At 44.4% G+C, this 18,013-nt stretch carries 18 protein-coding genes and 1 tRNA gene; 14 read left to right on the forward strand and 5 right to left on the reverse strand.

Features of this window, described 5'->3' with window-relative positions; all coding sequences use genetic code 11:
- Both VX730_05625 and VX730_05630 read right to left on the reverse strand, forming a co-directional pair.
- Positions 1–2,085, reverse strand: a complete 2,085-nt coding sequence (locus tag VX730_05625; protein ID MEC9291866.1) for a bifunctional diguanylate cyclase/phosphodiesterase — start codon at positions 2,083–2,085, stop codon at positions 1–3.
- A complete protein-coding gene (locus VX730_05630) occupies positions 2,066–2,791 on the reverse strand; it encodes a GGDEF domain-containing protein (GenBank protein MEC9291867.1) in 726 nt (241 codons plus the stop codon). The genes VX730_05625 and VX730_05630 overlap by 20 nt, the downstream gene beginning before the upstream one ends.
- A gap of 262 nt (positions 2,792–3,053) precedes the next feature.
- Here VX730_05630 and VX730_05635 point away from each other — a divergent pair, with 262 nt between their 5' ends.
- The 8 genes from VX730_05635 to VX730_05670 all read left to right on the forward strand — a co-directional run bounded on the left by VX730_05635 (position 3,054) and on the right by VX730_05670 (position 9,623).
- Positions 3,054–3,776 (forward strand): flagellar hook basal-body protein, encoded by a 723-nt coding sequence (locus tag VX730_05635; protein ID MEC9291868.1) that lies wholly within the window; start codon positions 3,054–3,056, stop codon positions 3,774–3,776.
- A gap of 29 nt (positions 3,777–3,805) precedes the next feature.
- Positions 3,806–4,588 carry a flagellar basal-body rod protein FlgG gene (gene flgG / locus VX730_05640; protein ID MEC9291869.1) on the forward strand — a complete coding sequence of 261 codons (783 nt, stop codon included), beginning with the start codon at positions 3,806–3,808 and terminating at the stop codon, positions 4,586–4,588.
- A 26-nt stretch (positions 4,589–4,614) separates the two neighbouring features.
- On the forward strand, positions 4,615–5,052 hold the full coding sequence (flgA, locus tag VX730_05645; protein MEC9291870.1) for a flagellar basal body P-ring formation chaperone FlgA: 438 nt from the start codon (positions 4,615–4,617) through the stop codon (positions 5,050–5,052).
- A 12-nt stretch (positions 5,053–5,064) separates the two neighbouring features.
- A complete protein-coding gene (locus tag VX730_05650; GenBank protein ID MEC9291871.1) occupies positions 5,065–5,781 on the forward strand; it encodes a flagellar basal body L-ring protein FlgH in 717 nt (238 codons plus the stop codon).
- Between the two features lie 35 nt (positions 5,782–5,816).
- The gene (locus VX730_05655) at positions 5,817–6,344 is read left to right on the forward strand and encodes a hypothetical protein (GenBank protein MEC9291872.1); all 528 of its coding nucleotides are present in this window, start codon (positions 5,817–5,819) and stop codon (positions 6,342–6,344) included.
- A gap of 128 nt (positions 6,345–6,472) precedes the next feature.
- Positions 6,473–6,958 (forward strand): hypothetical protein, encoded by a 486-nt coding sequence (locus tag VX730_05660; GenBank protein MEC9291873.1) that lies wholly within the window; start codon positions 6,473–6,475, stop codon positions 6,956–6,958.
- A gap of 44 nt (positions 6,959–7,002) precedes the next feature.
- Complete coding sequence (gene mutL, locus VX730_05665; GenBank protein MEC9291874.1) at positions 7,003–8,847, forward strand: DNA mismatch repair endonuclease MutL; 1,845 nt, start codon at positions 7,003–7,005, stop codon at positions 8,845–8,847.
- Between the two features lie 71 nt (positions 8,848–8,918).
- A complete protein-coding gene (locus VX730_05670) occupies positions 8,919–9,623 on the forward strand; it encodes a type 1 glutamine amidotransferase (protein ID MEC9291875.1) in 705 nt (234 codons plus the stop codon).
- 35 nt (positions 9,624–9,658) lie between these two features.
- Here VX730_05670 and rsmD read toward each other — a convergent pair whose 3' ends face one another.
- Positions 9,659–10,186, reverse strand: a complete 528-nt coding sequence (gene rsmD / locus VX730_05675) for a 16S rRNA (guanine(966)-N(2))-methyltransferase RsmD (protein MEC9291876.1) — start codon at positions 10,184–10,186, stop codon at positions 9,659–9,661.
- A complete protein-coding gene (locus VX730_05680; protein ID MEC9291877.1) occupies positions 10,179–10,916 on the reverse strand; it encodes a gamma-glutamyl-gamma-aminobutyrate hydrolase family protein in 738 nt (245 codons plus the stop codon). The genes rsmD and VX730_05680 overlap by 8 nt, the downstream gene beginning before the upstream one ends.
- A gap of 57 nt (positions 10,917–10,973) precedes the next feature.
- Between VX730_05680 and VX730_05685 the strand changes: the two genes are divergently transcribed.
- Genes VX730_05685 through VX730_05695 form a run of 3 tightly spaced genes read left to right on the forward strand, consistent with a single transcriptional unit; the run spans position 10,974 to position 12,997 of the window.
- Positions 10,974–12,011: a hypothetical protein gene (locus VX730_05685; protein ID MEC9291878.1), complete on the forward strand. Its 1,038-nt coding sequence runs from the start codon at positions 10,974–10,976 to the stop codon at positions 12,009–12,011.
- A complete protein-coding gene (locus VX730_05690; GenBank protein ID MEC9291879.1) occupies positions 12,004–12,450 on the forward strand; it encodes a nucleoside deaminase in 447 nt (148 codons plus the stop codon). Before VX730_05685 ends, VX730_05690 begins: the two co-directional genes overlap by 8 nt.
- A complete protein-coding gene (locus tag VX730_05695; protein ID MEC9291880.1) occupies positions 12,410–12,997 on the forward strand; it encodes an L-threonylcarbamoyladenylate synthase in 588 nt (195 codons plus the stop codon). The genes VX730_05690 and VX730_05695 overlap by 41 nt, the downstream gene beginning before the upstream one ends.
- Positions 12,998–13,034: 37 nt before the next feature.
- Here VX730_05695 and greA read toward each other — a convergent pair whose 3' ends face one another.
- Positions 13,035–13,520 (reverse strand): transcription elongation factor GreA, encoded by a 486-nt coding sequence (gene greA / locus VX730_05700; GenBank protein ID MEC9291881.1) that lies wholly within the window; start codon positions 13,518–13,520, stop codon positions 13,035–13,037.
- 118 nt (positions 13,521–13,638) lie between these two features.
- On the opposite strand from greA, the gene ung reads away from it, so the two are divergent.
- The 3 genes from ung (at position 13,639) to VX730_05715 (ending at position 17,971) form a co-directional block, all read left to right on the forward strand.
- A complete protein-coding gene (gene ung / locus VX730_05705; protein MEC9291882.1) occupies positions 13,639–14,334 on the forward strand; it encodes a uracil-DNA glycosylase in 696 nt (231 codons plus the stop codon).
- A 46-nt stretch (positions 14,335–14,380) separates the two neighbouring features.
- Positions 14,381–14,457: transfer RNA gene (locus VX730_05710), tRNA-Ile, on the forward strand.
- A gap of 31 nt (positions 14,458–14,488) precedes the next feature.
- Positions 14,489–17,971, forward strand: coding sequence for an indolepyruvate ferredoxin oxidoreductase family protein (locus VX730_05715; GenBank protein ID MEC9291883.1), 3,483 nt, complete (start codon positions 14,489–14,491; stop codon positions 17,969–17,971).
- Positions 17,972–18,013 lie beyond the last annotated feature (42 nt).

Here is an 18,013-nt window from a genome sequence, read left to right on the forward strand (position 1 = left end):
TTAGCTTCCAATAGGTTCCGGACGGCCTATGGCGTAGCCTTGTACATAATCAATGCCGAGTGTACGAAGCTTTTGCATCGTATCTTCACGCTCTACCATTTCCGCGACAATTGTAAGCCCCATTTTACGGGCAATATCGCGTAGCGCACGTACAAAAATTTCATCTGTTGAGCCGCGGTGAAGATCTTTAATGAACTTACCATCAATCTTAATGATATCTAGCGGCATGTCGCGAATCATGTGAAGAGAGGCTTGGCCTGCGCCACAGTCATCGAGGGCAATTTTAACGCCAATGCTTTGTAGTTTAAGAAGGTTGTTGCGCACTGTACCAAAGTTGAGGATTGGGCATGTTTCAGTGAGCTCAATGCAGAGCTGACGGGCAACACCAGCGTCTTCAATAAGATCGATAATTCTCTCTACAGCGTCGTTCTTTTCAAGAGTGCGTGGAGAGAGGTTTACGCTAAAGACAGATGTTTCAGGCTCTTTAAGAAGCTCTTTAACAACGTTTTCAGTCACCCATAGATCAATATCAATACTCAGGCCGTGGTCATTTGCTACATCAATGTGGTGTGCAGCTGTGCGCCATGTGCCATCTTTAAGAACACGGAGTAGAATCTCATGGTAACCTTTGCTTGAGCTTCCAAGTGGCTCAATTGGTTGCTTGTAAAGTTTAAAGATTTTGTCAGCCTTATGCAGGCCCGTTGTCAGCTCAGAGACCATTTCCACACGTTTTTTTAACATAGCATTGTGTGGGTTGAGGTTGTGGTATCTGCAAATACGGTTTTTACCAAGATGCTTTGCTTCATTAAGGGCAAGCATTGTGTTTTGGAAGAGGGCGCCATGGTTGCGCGCATATTTGCTTTCCGCAATACCAATAGACAGTGTAAGTGGTTCTGTTGGCCAGTCTGATGCGCGTGTCATGTTAAGAAATGCTTCTTGGATCTCTTCCGCTTGCTTCCATGCGCTTTCTTCAGTGCTATCATCAAAGAGAATCGCAAAGGTGTCTCCGCCAAGGCGTGCAACAATATCTTTTTTACGGCAGAAAATACCAAGGCCTTCAGCCATCTTTTCAAGAATCATATCACCCATTTCAGGGCCATGAATGCTATTGCTTACATGGAAGCAATCAATGTTAAGAAGGGCCATGCACACAGAGCTTTCTTCCTGCATGCGGTCTTCAAGGGTTTTCATGAAGGCGCCACGGTTCAGCAGGCCTGTTAGCATGTCCGTATCACGTAGGTTTTGAACTTTGTCCTTAAGGCGTACGTTTTCAGAGCGATCAATCCCGTGGATGTAATAGCCTTGCACCTTACTTTGCTTTTGAATTGGCGTTAGGCGGAGCTCATACGTGCTGATACGGTTGGGTGTTTTAAGAGCTGCTGTTTCAAATGTTTTGCTTTCTGGAAGAAGAACGCCAGACATGAAAATCTCTTTCCAGTTGTCGCGCTCCGTTTCAGGGATGCAAGAAATGAAGTTGTGGCCAACTTTGTTTTTAAAGCTATCTGCTTTACGACCATGTACTGTTTCAATCATGCCAGAAGTGTTCACTTCTAGGTGCAGGTCATACAGGGTATCAATTTGGAAAGGTTTGTTACTGGCTTGTGCTGTACCACTCTTTTTAAGAGCATGGTGCTGCTGCGCCATGGCTTCGCTAAGCTCAAGGATGTTGCGAATGCTATCTGCGCTCTGTCCTTTCAGGTGGAAACTTACAATACCGCCAGCATATTTAAATTTTTGGACAGTCTCAGGTTTGTCTGAAAGTAGAACAGGGTATAGCGTTTGGCCATGCTTGGCCGACATCTGGTGACCAATAGAGCTGAGTGTCACATCATCAAGTTCATCAGCAGCAATCAGCCAGACAGTCACTGTGCTCTGTGAAGAGCTGTTTTCAGTGGGTGCAAATGTTTTAAGGAATGGCACCTTACTGAGCTCAGGATCATCAGTCTTGAGAATTTTTTGAACGTCTGAACCGTTTTCACCGTATAGCCAAAACTCAGTCGTGAGAAGGGTGTGTCCCCCTTCACTTGCTATATGGTCATCAGTTTCAAAAAGGAGCAGTTCTGCGTTACTTGACAACACAGCCATTGCCCTTTTCACGCGCCTCAGAAAGCTTTTGGTCTGTTACGTAGAGCAGGCCAGCCATGTCGCTTACCGCAGGGTCGCTACTTTGGATAATACCGCCGTTCACAGTAATCTTCAGTTTGCCAGATTGTGTATCGTAAGACTTATCAATCGCTTTGCGGATACGTTCAGCAAGGATGTAAGCTCCTTCGTTATCTGTTTCTGGCAGAAGAATCATGAACGTGTACTCACTTGTACGGCCTGGGCTATCACTATCACGGATAAACTTACGGACCACACGAGCAGCTTCACCAACAATCAGGTTGCTGTCTTCATGGCGGATGTGCGTCATCTTACCGTCAAGTTGTGGTTCAAGCTCAAGAGCAATCACACTAAAGTGTGTGCCATAGCGGTTTGCACGGTAAAGCTCTTTCTCGAGTAAATGGAAAATGTAGCGACGAGAGAACATTTGAGAGATCTCATCGTAAGCCATTAGTTCACGTAGGTATTTTACAGCAGACTCAAGGGCTTTTCCGCTGCGTTCAAGAGTGACAACAAGGTCTGTAATTTTTGCCATCTCTTCCTTAGAGATAGAGATCGCACCGTCGTTCAAAGTTAGGCGAACTTTGTTGGATTTAACCCGACTGATAAACGCTTCTGCGTCTTCTAGTGAGGCTTCAATGTCGCGAATTGTGCGAATATCCTGCAAAATGCCAGGTGCGTCTTTCATGAGATTCCCTTGTTTCTTCTTATGTTTTGTTTGGGCATTGGTTGTTTCTATTGTGACCCTTCTATATAGGGGGCGCAACAAAAAGTCACTTTACATGCTGACTCTTCCACGTGTGATGGAACAATTTAGCAACAGGTCTGCTCTGGGTGTTTTTAAATTTGGCACGCCTTATGCAACGAAGTTTATGGGAAGAGATACGCAGACGCAGGGAAGCTCCCTGAAAATGCGGAAAAAACGAAAATGGGAAGTATAGGGTAAGACAATGAAACCCGTATATATTTTAACATCAAACCTGATTGGTCAGCGCCAGAAGATGACGCTTGCAGCAGATAATGTTGCAAACCTCACGACGCCTGGTCATAAGGGGCTTGATATTGATTTCCGTGAACTTGTAGCAACTAAGAAGAACACGGAAGTTGGATCTTTTAACATCAACCGTGGCACACGCTACGATATGATGAACGGTGCGTTTGAAAAAACGGATAACCCGCTAGACCTTTCCATTCAAGGTGAAAACACCTTCTTCGGTATTCTTGTAAACGGCCGTGTGCAGTACACACGTAATGGTCACTTCCAGCTTGATGGTGCAGGAAACGTAACAGATGATCGTGGTAACCCGCTTGTTGATTTAAACGGTGGCGCGATTAACATTCCAGCAGAAACTGAAGTGATTCAAATTACAGCAGACGGGACAATCGCCGGGAATGATGGCCCGATTGCAAACATTGGTTTGTTTGAGTTTGATAACCCGCAACGCCTACTCAGAGCTGGTGGATCGTACATCACACAAGATGGTGATGAGCCAGTTGTTTCACTTGAGGCACAAGTTTTGCAAGGGTTCCTAGAGAGCAGTAACGTAAGCCCTGTAGAAGAGACTGTTCGCATGACTCAGCTCGCACGTGCCTACCAAAGTGCTCTGAGAACTGTACAAGGTGTTGAAGAACTAGAACAAAGAACGGTTCGCGAACTCGCGAGACTACCGTAAAAAGATTTGAAATAAGGAGAACCTAAATCATGATGCGCGCACTGAAAATTGCAGCAACGGGTATGTCTGCACAGCAGATGAACGTTGATGTGCTTTCAAACAACATTGCCAACATCAACACAACTGGTTTCAAACGCCAACGTGCAGCCTTTAGAGATCTGATCTACCAAGATCAAATCGTCGCAGGTTCTGCAACGTCAGCAGCAGGGAACATTTCACCTGCCGGTGTACAAACTGGTCTTGGTGTGAACATTGGTTCAACATACGATATCCATGAGCAGGGGCCTCTGCAGAGAACTGAAAGCTCTCTAGATTTTGCGATCTCTGGACGTGGTTTCTTCGAGATTACTTTGCCGGATGGTACAGCTGCTTATACACGTGATGGTTCTTTCCAAGTGGATAACACGGGTACAATTGTAAACATTGATGGTTTTGAGCTTAACCCCGGCATTGTGGTGCCTGAAGATGCTGTGAACCTAACTGTAACAAGTGCTGGTATTGTGAGTGCGCAAGTTGGAGACGACGTTCTTGAGCTTGGCCAAATTCAACTATCCATGTTCCAAAACGAAGCCGGTCTTCGTAACATTGGTGACAACCTCTTTAAAGAAACAGAAGCGTCTGGTGTAGCAAACGCAACCAACCCAACTGAAAACGGTTCAGGCCAGATTGAACAGTTCTTTGTGGAAGCGTCAAACGTAGACTCTATTGAAGAAGTAACAAACCTGATTACAGCACAGCGTTCATTTGAGTTGAACTCACGTGTCATCACAACGGTTGATGAAATGTTAAACGCGATTAATCAGATTCGATAATAGTTAGATAGAAGAGGAGAAGACAGATGAAAAAAATACTGATCACAGCTTTGCTACTCGGCAGTGCAGCGGCACATAGCTCTCCAATTCTTGATATCCCAGTATTGAGCGCAAAAATTCAAAAAGGTGTTGTTATTACAGAAGATATGATTGCTTCAAAGCCAATGCCAAAAGGCCGCCTTGCAAGTACGGTCATTCTAAACCCTGAAGAAATTGTTGGTTTGGAAACTTTGCGCCCAATGCGCCCAAACGTGCCAATCTATGGGAACCAACTCCGCATGCCACCAGAGGTGCATCGTGGGGATCAGGTGACCGTGATCTTTAAAAGTGGTACTATGGTGTTGAAGCTTGGTGCGAAAGCACTTGAAGATGGCTACGTTGGGGATTCTATTAAAGTGACAGGCGCAAGCAATAATACAATTATGGCAACCATCACTGATGGCGGCGTATTGACAGTAAACTAGGGGAAGTTTGACATGAAAAAAGCATATATCTTAATGGTCGGAGCTTTGATCTCTGCGTGTCAACCTCCTGCTGTTCGCCCTGAAATGACATCAGTTGGGGATGGTATGAAGGAAAGTATGGGCAGTAGGCCTGTACAAACTTCAGGTGTTGCCCCACTTCCAGATAGCCGTGCACCGGGTAGTCTTTGGCAAACCAATAACAGTAAATTCTTTAAAGATAGTCGTGCCAGTAAAATTGGTGACATTGTAACGGTTATTGTAAATGAAAATGCACAGGCAGAGGTTGATGCTGCAACAACAACAAACCGTCTGAGTGCAAAAAGTAGCGGGATTACCAATCTACTTAACCTAGAAGGTGTTTTGACAAACCGTGGTATTGCGCCAGGGGCTCGCTCACTACTTGATACAAACGCCAACCGCCAGTTTGATGGTGAAGGCACAACAGACCGTGAAGATACGTTAACAGCACGAGTGGCTGCGGTGGTGACTCAGGTTCTACCAAACGGTTACCTTGTGATTCAAGGTACGCGTGAAATTATGGTGAATTATGAAAAACAGCAAATGCGTATCAGTGGTGTGATCCGTAAGGATGATATTAACCCTGATAACACGATTGCCTCTGAAAAAGTTGCAGAAGCACGCATTGTGTATGCTGGTAGCGGCCTTGTGGATGAAAGCCAGACACCTCAGTATGGCGAGAGATTTCTTGATAAATGGCTTCCGTTTTAAGAGTCCTAAACTAACATAGGTTCCCATAAGTAAGCATGAAAACACTCTACATCATTCCATTGTTTTTCATGCTTCTTATGTTTGGAGCTAATGCGCACGCGCAATGTGCAGACCCTCTGTCTGATAAATGTGGCCGTGTGACTGGCATTGTTGACGTTGATTTTGGTGTAGACGACTTTACAGGTAATGAAATTCATGATGAAAGTATTTGTGTTTATACTCAGGCTGATGGTGATGGTCGTGCGCGGGTTCGTAATACGGGTGGCAGTACGCAGTTAACGGCAGATACGCGCCGCTTTGCGGTAACGGATGGGTTTGGAAATGAAATTCAAGTACGGGCACAGTTTAGCGGGTCTGTTGATACAACATTCAGAAATATTGTTGCTAGTTCTGGTTATCAAAATAAAATTCGTGATGTGGGGGAACACCCAACAGAAGATGAGACGTGCAGCTTAGGTGGGGATACGAACACACTCCGTACTCGCATTAATCGGGCATGGATTGGCGCAGCTATCCCTGGTGTTTACACTGGTTTTATTGAAATGCAGATGAGCCCTGACTGATCTTTCAATGAGTCTTTAAATTAGTTCTTATTCAATTTTTCAGTTGGTGATAAACTGTATCTCTAATAAAAACGAGATAGAATTTCGTGAAGTTTATATTCTTATGTATAGGAGTAATGGTTCTGCTTTTGAGTGGAAATTTTGCCTATGCGCAATGCGCCAACCCTGCAACGAATAAATGTGCGCGGGCCACGGGTCTTGCAGATGTTGACTTTGGGACGGATGATTTTGCTGGAGACGAAATTGATATTCAAAGTGTCTGTATCTATACGCAAGCAGATGGTGATGGTCGTGCGCGTGCAAGAAATTCAGGCGGCAGTACTGTTCTCACTGCAAATACTCAGCGTTTTGCAGTGGATGACGGAGCCGGAAACGAGCTTCAGGTAGATGTGGAGTTTAGGGGAACTGTAAACACCACATGGCAAAATCTTCGTGCGGATCAAAATTATCTCAATAAGTTTTTTGATGTTGGTGAACACCCGGCAGAAGATGAAACATGTAGTATTGGTGGGGATACCAATGATATTAGAACCAGTATATTAAGGTCGTATATTGGGGCCGCTTTGCCTGGCGTTTATACGGGTACTATTTCTGTAGATGTTCGGCCAGACTAACAAATTTTCTTGCGCTTTAAGCATGCTCATATAGTATGGCACTCATGTCACAAATTCATATTTTACCAGATGATCTCGCTAACCGGATTGCGGCCGGTGAGGTGGTTGAACGCCCTGCAGCTGTTGTTAAAGAGCTTGTTGAAAATGCTGTGGATGCAGGCGCAAGCTGGATTCAAGTTTCTGTAGAAGAAGACGGTACAAAACGTATTGAAATTAGTGACAACGGTAAAGGGATTGAAAAAGAAGACCTCACCCTTGCGTTGCACCGTCATGCAACTTCTAAAATTTCTAGCACAGATGATCTGTTTAATATTCATACGCTTGGTTTTCGTGGAGAAGCTCTTCCTTCAATTGGTTCGGTTTCTAAACTCACCATTACATCGCGCACACCAGATGAAGATAGTGCGTGGCAAGTTGTATGTCATGGGGGTGGCATTGGTGAAATTGAACCCTCAGCAAGAGAGCAGGGCACAACAGTACTGGTTGAAAATCTCTTCTTTAATACGCCGGCTCGTAAAAAGTTTCTTAAAACAGCACGTACTGAAAAAGAACTTGTGAAAGAGACGGTAACCAAGCTTGCACTTGCGCATCCAGGTATCGAGTTTGTTTTCTTGCAAGATGGCCGTGAAACGTTTCGTCTCAATCAAGCACAAGGCGCATTGCTTGAAGATATGCTGCCGCGGGTGGCAGGCTTCCTTGGCCGAGAATTTTCTGAAAATACAGTGCCTGTAGATTTTGAACGTGATGGCATGAGCATTAAAGGGTTTGTGTCTTTGCCAACTTATCATATTGGGAATAACCGTAAACAATTCCTGTTTATTAATGGTCGCCCTGTGAGTGACCGTGTGCTTGTTGGTGCCTTAAAAGGCGCTTATCACGATATGCTGCACCATGGTCGTCACCCTTTGGCGTTGCTATTTGTAGAAGTGCCTACTGGGGAGTTGGATGTGAACGTACACCCAACAAAGGCAGAGGTTCGTTTTTCCAACAGTAGTTCTGTTTATGGTTTTGTTCATACTGCAATTCGCAGAGCGCTTGCACCACATACAACAACGGTGAGTACAACACCTGCTGAAGAGGCCCTTGCAAAGTTCCAAAACGCTATGCCTGCACATCAACCTGTTTCTGATTACCCTGCTGCGCTGCGTCCGCAAGGTGGAGCACCAGTAGCAGTGCCTTATGTACCACGTGTTCATACGTCAGCGCCTGTGCGCCAGTCTGCATTTATTCATGATTTGAATGCGACGCCACAAATGATGGTCTCTGAAAATATTCAGCAGGAAAGTACGGAAGATTACCAAAGTTTTCCTCTTGGGGCAGCTGTGGCACAGGTTCATAAAACATACATTGTGGCGCAGGCTGATGACGGGCTCGTTGTGGTGGATCAGCATGCAGCTCATGAGCGCCTTGTGTATGAAAAATTTAAAACTCAGATGGCAGAACAGGGTGTGGAGCGTCAGGCTTTGCTTGTTCCTGATATCGTGACTCTAAGTGAAGCGGATGTAGAAGCTCTGCTGAAGCATGAAGAGGCACTGGCTAAACTTGGGCTTGAGGTTGAGGCTTTTGGTGTGAATGCTGTTTCTGTACGTGCAACACCAGCAGTGCTGGGCAGCGTAAATGTCAAAGACTTGATTGAAAATTTGGTTGAAGATGTGCGAGAGCTGAAATCTACAACAGTTCTTCAAGAAGATCTTGAACACCTTCTTTCTACAATGGCATGTCATGGGAGTATCCGTGCTGGACGCAAACTTTCTCATATCGAAATGAATCAATTACTCCGTGATATGGAAAATACGCCAGGGAGCGCTCAATGTAACCATGGCAGGCCAACATCCATTAAGTTACAACTTAAAGATATTGAGAAATTATTCGGCAGACGCGGTTATTAAAATTTCTCCTCTTGGCAAAGTCTGTCAGTTGTGTAGAATCCTTTTCCATCTTCTAAAGGATATAAGTTTATATGAAACGAAAAAACATATTGGTATTTTGCCATGGCGATGTACCAAGGCTCGCAATTTTTGAAACGCTACTGCCACGTCTCGGTTTTGACGTGACAGTTGTGCATACGCGCGGCGGTGATGCGCTTCCAGAAATTCCATCTCACTATGACGGTCAGATCATTATGGGTGGTGCCTGTTCTATTCGTGATATTGAAAATATTCTCTGGCTGAAAAATGAAGCAGAGTGGGTTAAGCGCTCTATTGATCAAGGTATGCCAACATTTGGAATTTGCTTGGGTGCACAAATGCTTTCACATGTGCATGGTGGTGTTGTAACACGTGGCCAATCGCATCCTTCTGCTGGTTTTGCTGAGCTTAAAATGAACCACCATGATGAAGTATTTGGTGATGAGCTTTGCGGCAAGCACGTCGCGCTTTGGCATGAAGATGTTTATACAAGACCAGAAGGTGCTCTTCATTTGATGGGTGGCTCAAAATATACAGAGCAAGCTGCTAAATATGCGGATCATGTTTATGGTGTACAGTTCCACCCAGAAGCGATTGAAGCTTCTGTTGAGCGTTGGTATAAAGAGGATATTCTATCAGGGCGTTGGTTAACTGCGCAGGCTGTAGAATGGGAAACGATGTTAAAACAAGCTCGCGACCATTTACCAGGTACGCATGAATGGCTTGAAGGTTTTGTTGAGCGTCTTTTTAAAGGTTAAGTCCCAAACTTACCCCAAATAAGCCCTGTACTTTCCTATTGTTGTTCTAAAAGCCAGAATGCACTTTTACCAAAAGTTTTGTATTTGTGAAGGGTGAATCCTTCTGGCACGTTTAGGTTGTGAGAACTTGCTTCTTCAAGGGCCCACAAGGTGCCTTTTTCACCAAGATATTTATGGTTTTCTAAAATTTTTTCAAGCAAGTTTTCTCCGTATGGCGGGTCAGCAAAAACCACATCAAACGGGCCTGAGCTGTATGTGGCCGCATCTTGTTGTTGAATAGTATAACTGCTGTTTTCAGCATTTAAATTCTTTAGATTCGTTAGTGTGTATTTGGTATTGATGTCTACAAACATGCAATGGTCTGCACCACGTGAAAGAGCTTCAATACCAAGCGCCCCGCTGCCGCAGCAGAGATCTGCCACTTTCATGTTTTGCCAGTGTAAGCGGCTTTCTACACTATTGAGCATTGCCATACGTGTACGGTTTTTAGTTGGGCGCACCGAAAGGTCATCTGCTGTTTCAAGCTGTCTCCCTTTATATTCTCCAGCTGTTACTTTAAGCATGCTTATGTTCCTCTACAGCCTTAATGAAGGCTTTAAAAATTTGCATGTGCGGGTTCTTTTCATTCTCTAAAAAGAACTCTGGATGCCATTGAACACCTAGACCAAAAGGGTGATCTTTCCATGCAATGGCTTCAATAACACCATCCGGTGCAATGGCACAAAGCTCGGCGCCAGAAGGGCAATCGACAAGGGCTTCTCTATGGGCGGTATTTACACTTATTTCATTGGCATGAATAAGATTGGAGAGCATATTGTCTGCAAGAATTTCAATGTTATGTGCCACTTCCTCAGCAGGCTTGGCATTGAGGTGGTCAAAGTTTGTTGGCAGTTCTTTAGCCACGTCGCGATAGAACTTTCCACCTAAAACGCCTGCCATAACTTGCATGCCCGCACAAATACCCAGCGTTGGGATTTTGCGTTCATGAAGCTCTTTGGTGAGTGTTTTGTCATACTCTCGGCGAGGGTTTGGGGCAAGTTTAGATTCTGTTTGGGGTTTATCCATGTACCAATCATCAGAAAACTTGTATGTGCCTCCAGGAAGAAAAAATCCATCACATATCGCAAGGTGGTCTTCAATACTGTCTAGGTCTAAAGGAAGACCAAGAGGGATAGCTCCCCATGTTTTAATGGCATCAAAATAATGAGTCCTTAACGCGTAGTGAGGGCGTGAAGAAAAACTTCCGCTCTTCTCAAAATCAAGAGGGATGCCAATAACTGGTTTAGAATTCATGGGTTTACCTACACTTTTTTGGTTTGTTTGCAAAAAATGTCGCATACAAAGGTTGACATGGTCTCAGGAAAGTCTGACATTAAAAGGCTAGAAGCAAAAGGTTTTGGGGGTTTTTACGTGAATTTTGCGCCAACTAAAAGTGATTTAAAAGCAACTTTCGACTGGTTGAAGGGCCAGTCTTATAATGGTGTGCAAGGCGTTTACTGTTTTGATTCTGGAAATAGCGGCCTGACTTTTGGTGTGACAATTCATACCCACGGTAATGAACCATGTGGTTTAGCATCTCTTTGGGCGTTTCAAAAGCTGCAAGAACTCGGTACTCCTTTTAAGGGGCGTATTATTTTTTCTTTGAATAATGTAGAAGCGGCTGAAAAGTACTGGCAGCCAGAAAATGACCCTGCTGAATTTAAGTATCGATTTTTAGATGCCAATATGAATCGAGTTCCTAAAGGATTTGACCCTGATAATGGTAAATATACTGAGCTTGAGTTTCAGCGCGCCCAGGAGCTTTGCCCTATCTGGAGAGAGTTTGATACGGGTGTTGATTTCCATACGACGTCTCAGGATGCACCTGCAATGATTATTGCGAATGAGAAATTGCCGCTTGAGAATGTTTCTGCTTTGCCAATACAACACTATCTCGAAGGCATGGCCTGTGCAGTAGAAAGCCAATTTTTAACCCAGCTTTATGGTGATGGTGCAGGTGATATGTACATGATTGAATGTGGTCAGCACGAGGCATTAGAGGCGTTTGAATGTGCGGCTAAATGTTTCTTAAGTTTGTCTCAGTCTTATGGGCTTGTTGAAGATGTTTATAAGCCATCTTTATCAGAAGATTTGATGGTTTATGATGTAACGGAAAGCTGCTTCTTCCCGGATGGTAGTTATGAACAGATTGAAATTTTCAAAAACTTCGCATCTATGAAAAAAGGCCAGCTGCTTGCTAAAGGAGATGGGGCACCTGTTATTGCGCCATTTGATGGCCATATCTTAATGGCACCCAATGTGAAAAAGCCTGCATACCTAAAAGAAGAAATGTATTTCTTTTCTAAGCCTGCAGTGCCTGTGGCACGTAAAGGGTGCGGTTGTGCATGAAGATATGATGCAGCGCGCATTAGAGCTTGCGCGTGAAGCATCTGCTTCTGCAGAAGTACCTGTTGGCGCAGTGATTTATTCTAAAGATGGTGAAATTATTGGCGAAGGTCGTAATTTTGTTATAGATTCCAATGACCCAACGGCACATGCTGAAATTGTGGCCCTGAGACATGCCTCTCAGGCATTAAAATCAGCAAGGCTTGATGGGTTGATGATGGCGGTTACACTTGAGCCTTGTGCAATGTGTGCGCAAGCCATCTCTCATGCAAGAATAGCGGAGCTTCGTTTTGGAGCTTTTGATGTAAAAAGTGGAGGCGTACAAAATGGCGCGCGTATTTACGACCATAAAACCTGTCATCATAAACCTGTTGTCTATGGCGGGCTCATGGAAACAGAGTGTGCTGAAATTCTTCAGGCCTTCTTTAGAGGGAAACGGTAGTTTCTGGCGTCAAGACCGCCTTTCTTTTTGGGTTCAAGAGCTGAGAAAGGGTGAGGTAGTTGTTGCGCCTGCAGAAGGTGTGTATGGATATTGTTGTGACCCATTTAATGAGGCTGCTCTTAGAAAGCTTATGGCAATTAAAAATCGCCCTGTTGATAAGGGGGTCATTATCCTTGTTGGTAGTATGAAGCAGCTTGATCGATTTGTAGATCGCAGCCGTTTTAATGCGGCGCACCGTGAAGCGATTAAAAAGTACTGGCCAGGTGCATATACTTTGATTCTCCCTGCGAAGCCAGAGCTTCCTGATTTGATTACAGGGAATAGAGATACCATCGCAGTACGTATGCCTGAACCTATTTATATGAAAGAGTATTTACGTGCTTGGTCTAAAGGGCTTGTGTCTTCTAGCCTAAACGAAAGCGGTGAGGAGCCTGTGCGTGATGCAGAAGACATCCCGCATGGTCCAGTTGCCCTTGAAATGTCTCGCCCGTTACGTGGTGGTTCATCTAAGATTTATGACCCCGAAAAGAATGTGTGGATTCGATAAAAAAGCGCCCAATGGGCGCTTTTTTGATTCTAATGAACTAATCTTTGATTGGCACAAACATGACTTCAATAACTTCGTATGTATGTGTACCGTTTGGCGTTTTCACGACCACTTCGTCACCTTCTTCTTTACCGATCATGGCGCGGCCAACAGGTGAACTTGTTGAAATAAGGCCTTTATCAATGTTGGCTTCATCTTGGCCAACAAGTGTATAGGTTACTTCTTCTTCAGTATCATCATTGATAAGTTTAACTGTTGCGCCAAATACTGCGCGTTCCCCTGAAAGTTTTGTAGGGTCAATTACTTCAGCACGAGCTGTTTTATCTTGAAGCTCTGCAATACGGCCTTCAATAAAGCCTTGCTTCTCTTTTGCGTATTGGTATTCAGCATTCTCAGAAAGGTCACCGTGTTCACGTGCTTCTTCAATGGCTTTTGTGATAGCTGGACGCTCAACCTTGATCAGGTTGTCTAGTTCTTCCATAAGCTTATCGTAACCATGGTTTGTTATTGCTAAACGATCCACGTGTCGTTTCTCCTTCTTCTATCTATAAAACGAACGGCGAGATTACACCTAAAAGCGTCTCTTTGCAAGAGGTTAGCTTCTGCTTTTCTATTCTATATCTCTGCGCTATACTGCGGCCATGACACAGAATTCGACACTTGACCATGTAAAGCTTCCAGAATGTTGGAAATCACACCTTGCTCAGTCGCTTCAAAGTGAGCGTATGCAAGGCTTACGTGCATTTTTATCTGAAGAGGTGAAAAAGGCGCAAGTTTTTCCACCGTCTTCTCTTTGGTTTCATGCGCTCAATACCACAAAGTTTGATGATGTGAAGGTTGTGATTTTAGGGCAGGACCCGTACCACGGAGAAGGGCAGGCGCACGGCTTAAGCTTTTCTGTGCAAAAAGGTATTAAGCCGCCGCCATCACTTAAAAATATGTATAAAGAGCTGTCTGATGATGTAGGGTTTCAGGCGCCTGAGCATGGCTGCTTAGAGGAATGGGCAGATCAAGGAGTGCTCCTTCTTAATAGTGTTCTTACAGTTGAAAAGTCAAAACCTGCAAGCCATCAGAAGCGTGGATGGGAAGAATTTACCGATGATATTATTCAGGAGCTATCTGAAAAAAGAGAGGGGCTTGTCTTTATTTTATGGGGTGCTTATGCACAGAAGAAAGGCGCTATCATTGATGCTTCAAAGCATTTGATTCTTCAGTCTCCGCACCCGTCTCCATTTTCAGCAAGGCATGGCTTCTTTGGGTGTAAGCACTTTTCTAAAACCAATGCGTACCTTGAATCTATTGGAAAAACCCCAATTAACTGGCAGTTGAGCCCTTAAATTCACCTTGTATGGGGCGTTTAGAGGTGATATAAATTCAGCCAGTGGGCGAATAGCTCAGTTGGTTAGAGCAGAGCACTCATAATGCTTTGGTCGGGGGTTCAAGTCCCTCTTCGCCTACCACTAATTAAATAAAAGCCAAGGTGAATAGGGTATGGTAAAAACCGCTCTGAAAAGCGATGTAACACTTGACGATAAATATGTACAAGAAGACGGTCAGGTGTTTATTACAGGTACCCAAGCTCTTGTACGTCTCCCTCTTGAAATTCGTAAATGGGATAAAGCTGAAGGCCGCAATACTGCGGGTTTTATTTCTGGTTACCGTGGTAGCCCGCTTGCGCGCTATGACCAACAGCTTTGGCAAGCAAATAAGCATCTTAAAGAACACCATATTACATTTACGCCGGGTATTAATGAAGATCTTGGTGCAACAGCTGTTTGGGGGTCTCAGCAAACAAAATTCCAAGGTAAAAATAAGTACGATGGCGTGTTTGGTATTTGGTACGGTAAAGGTCCTGGTGTGGACCGTTCTATGGATGTGTTCCGTCACGCCAATGCTGCTGGGACTGACCCGCAAGGTGGTGTAATTGCCCTTATGGGCGATGACCATGGGTGTGTATCTTCTACACTTGGTCACCAGAGTGAGCAAAGCATGGAAGCGGCACATATTCCAGTGCTTCACCCTGCAAGTATTCAGGAATACTTAGACTGGGGTGTGAAAGCCATTGCGATGAGCCGTTTTAGTGGTGCATGGGTTGGTTTTAAATGTGTGACTGAAATTGTAGAGAGTAGTGCGACAGTAGATATTCGCCCTGACCGCTTTAAAGTTGAAATGCCAGATTTTAAACCTGCTGAAAACTTACATGCACGTTTAGGCGATGATCGTTTAAAGCAAGAAGGTCGTCTATACGAAAAGTTAAAGGCTGTGAAGGCTTTTGCCCGTGTAAATGGATTTGACCAGACGGTTTATCAAGGTAAAAAAGATAAATTTGGTATCTTAACAACGGGTAAATCTTACCAAGATACCCTTCATGCATTGCGCTCACTAGGTTTAGATGAAAAGGCTTGTAATAAGCTTGGGATTCGCCTTCATAAAGTGGGGCTTGTATCTCCACTTGAAGAAACAAGCATTCAAGAGTTTGCTAAAGGTCTTGATGAAATCCTTGTGGTTGAAGAGAAGCGCTCTCTGCTTGAGCGTCAGCTTAAGGAAATTCTGTTTGATGCAGGTATGACTTGCAAAGTCACAGGTAAATATACTGCTGAAGGTAAAGAGCAGCTTCAGTCTCATGGAGAACTTTCTCCTGTGCAGATTGAGCGCGTGATTGCTGAGCATATTCCTGAAGTAAAGAGTGAAAAACCTATTAAAGAGCGTCTACGTTACCTTGAGGCTAAGCGTAAACAGTATGAAACATACAGTGCGAAAATTGCGCGTTTGCCATACTACTGTGCAGGTTGCCCGCATAATACATCAACAAAGGTGCCAGAAGGGAGCCGTGCCGTCGCAGGGATTGGTTGTCACTTTATGGTGCTATGGATGGATAGAGAAACTAAGAGCTTTACTCAAATGGGTGGTGAAGGTGTCACTTGGCTTGGTGAAGCGCCATTTACAGATGAGAACCACATTTTCTCTAACCTTGGTGATGGTACATACGAGCATTCAGGCCTTCTTGCCATTCGTGCAGCTGTGGCGGCTGGGGTGAATATCACCTATAAGATTCTTTACAATGATGCTGTTGCCATGACGGGTGGTCAGCCTGTTGAAGGTTCACTTACAGTCGATATGATTGCTCGCCAAGTTGCTGCAGAGAATGTGGCTAAGGTTGTTGTCGTGAGTGAAGAGCCGTCAGATTATAAAAAATCTCTGTTCCCTGCGGGAACGGTATTTGAGCATAGAGACCACTTTGAGGCTGTGCAGTGTGACCTGCGTGAAGTGGCGGGAACAACGGTTGCGATTTATGACCAAACTTGTGCTGCTGAAAAGCGTCGTCGCCGTAAGAAAGGTGAATTTCCTGATCCTGATACACGTGTATTTATTAATGATCGTGTATGTGAAGGTTGTGGTGATTGTTCAGCTAAGTCTAACTGTGTAGCTGTGGAGCCTAAAGAAACAGATTACGGACGCAAACGTCAAATTAACCAATCCAGTTGTAATAAAGACTTTAGCTGTGTGAAAGGCTTCTGCCCGAGTTTTGTAACTGTTGACGGCGCGCGTATTAAGAAATCTAAAGCAGGTGCTGATTCAGGCCATATGTTTGCCGACTTACCTGCACCAAAGATGCCGAAGTTTGACGGTGCGCATAGCACAATTATTACCGGTATTGGTGGGACAGGTGTTGTGACCATTGGTGCGATTATGTCTATGGCGGCGCATATTGAGGGGAAAGGTGCGACTGCTCTGGATCAGACGGGTCTTGCCCAGAAAAATGGTGCTGTAACCTCTCACCTGAAAATTGCCAAAACACCAGAAGAGATTGATACGGTACGTATTGATGAAGCGGAAGCAGACTTGCTGCTCGGTTGTGATCTTGTGGTTTCTGCAGCGCCAAATGTGATGAAGCTTTACGATAGTGAACGTACAAAAGGTGTGTTGAACACTGCTCTTGTGCCGCATGCAGGCTTTGTGATGGATACGACAGTGAGCTTCCATGAGCAAGAAACGCTACATGCTGTGAAGTATGCTTTTGAGAAGGATAGCTTAAGCGTGGTTGATGCAACACGTATTGCGACTAAGCTTATGGGTGATGCAATTGCAACAAATATGTTCATGCTTGGCTATGCTCTGCAACAAGGGTGGGTGCCACTGACGTTTGAATCCATTCAGAAAGCAATTGAGTTGAATGGCGTTGCCGTGAAGGCAAACCTAGCCGCACTTAACTGGGGGCGTTTGATGGCGCATGATCGTGAAAAAGTGCTCAAGCTTGTGGTATCAGAAAAGCCTAAGCTAGATGAAAGCTTGGATGCGCTGATTGCGCGTCGTGCAGAAGATCTAATCGCTTACCAGAATGATGCCTACGCAAATGTGTATAAGTCTCTTGTTGAGAATGTACGTGAGATTGAGTCTCAAGGATTTAATGATCAAGAAGTGCTCACAAAAGCAGCTGCTCAAAGTGCCTATAAGCTTATGGCTTATAAGGACGAATATGAAGTGGCACGCCTTTACACTAATGGTGAGTTTTTAGAAAGTTTGAAAGCCGAGTTCTCTGATTGGCGTAAGATGAAATTCCACCTGTCTCCACCGCTCTTCGCGCGCAAAGATAAAGTAACGGGTGAACCGAAGAAATATAAGTTTGGCCCTTGGGTGTTTACAGCCTTTAAGGTGCTTACAAGGCTAAAAGGCCTGAGGGGCACCGTTTGGGATATCTTTGGGTATAGTTTAGAGCGTAAAACAGAGCGTAAGCTGATTCATACATACTTTGATGTGTGTGAAGAGGTGATGACAAACTTGAAGCCTGAAAATTACGATGTAGCGATTGATCTACTTAAGTTCCCTGAAATGATTAAAGGGTACGGTCCTGTTAAAGAGCGTAACGTTGAGCGTGCACTGAAAAAGCTGGAAAGAGATATGAAGGCTTTTAAAGGGGCGAAAGAAGATAAAAAAGAGGCGAAGCCTCAAAAACTTAAAGTGGCAATTTCTTAAAGAAAGAAGCCCTTAAATAACACAATAAAATAGGAAGAGAGA

This window comes from Pseudomonadota bacterium, assembly GCA_036141575.1.
Taxonomy (GTDB): domain Bacteria; phylum Pseudomonadota; class Alphaproteobacteria; order UBA2136; family JAPKEQ01; genus JAPKEQ01.

Coding starts and splice junctions, on each gene's coding strand:
- VX730_05715 (MEC9291883.1), top strand. CDS start 14,489: ATGGTAAAAACCGCTCTGAAAAGCGATGTAACACTTGACGATAAATAT.
- VX730_05680 (MEC9291877.1), bottom strand. CDS start 10,916: ATGAATTCTAAACCAGTTATTGGCATCCCTCTTGATTTTGAGAAGAGC.
- flgG (MEC9291869.1), top strand. CDS start 3,806: ATGATGCGCGCACTGAAAATTGCAGCAACGGGTATGTCTGCACAGCAG.
- VX730_05655 (MEC9291872.1), top strand. CDS start 5,817: ATGAAAACACTCTACATCATTCCATTGTTTTTCATGCTTCTTATGTTT.
- VX730_05670 (MEC9291875.1), top strand. CDS start 8,919: ATGAAACGAAAAAACATATTGGTATTTTGCCATGGCGATGTACCAAGG.
- ung (MEC9291882.1), top strand. CDS start 13,639: ATGACACAGAATTCGACACTTGACCATGTAAAGCTTCCAGAATGTTGG.
- mutL (MEC9291874.1), top strand. CDS start 7,003: ATGTCACAAATTCATATTTTACCAGATGATCTCGCTAACCGGATTGCG.
- VX730_05630 (MEC9291867.1), bottom strand. CDS start 2,791: ATGAAAGACGCACCTGGCATTTTGCAGGATATTCGCACAATTCGCGAC.
- VX730_05685 (MEC9291878.1), top strand. CDS start 10,974: ATGGTCTCAGGAAAGTCTGACATTAAAAGGCTAGAAGCAAAAGGTTTT.
- VX730_05625 (MEC9291866.1), bottom strand. CDS start 2,085: ATGGCTGTGTTGTCAAGTAACGCAGAACTGCTCCTTTTTGAAACTGAT.
- VX730_05635 (MEC9291868.1), top strand. CDS start 3,054: ATGAAACCCGTATATATTTTAACATCAAACCTGATTGGTCAGCGCCAG.
- VX730_05650 (MEC9291871.1), top strand. CDS start 5,065: ATGAAAAAAGCATATATCTTAATGGTCGGAGCTTTGATCTCTGCGTGT.
- flgA (MEC9291870.1), top strand. CDS start 4,615: ATGAAAAAAATACTGATCACAGCTTTGCTACTCGGCAGTGCAGCGGCA.
- rsmD (MEC9291876.1), bottom strand. CDS start 10,186: ATGCTTAAAGTAACAGCTGGAGAATATAAAGGGAGACAGCTTGAAACA.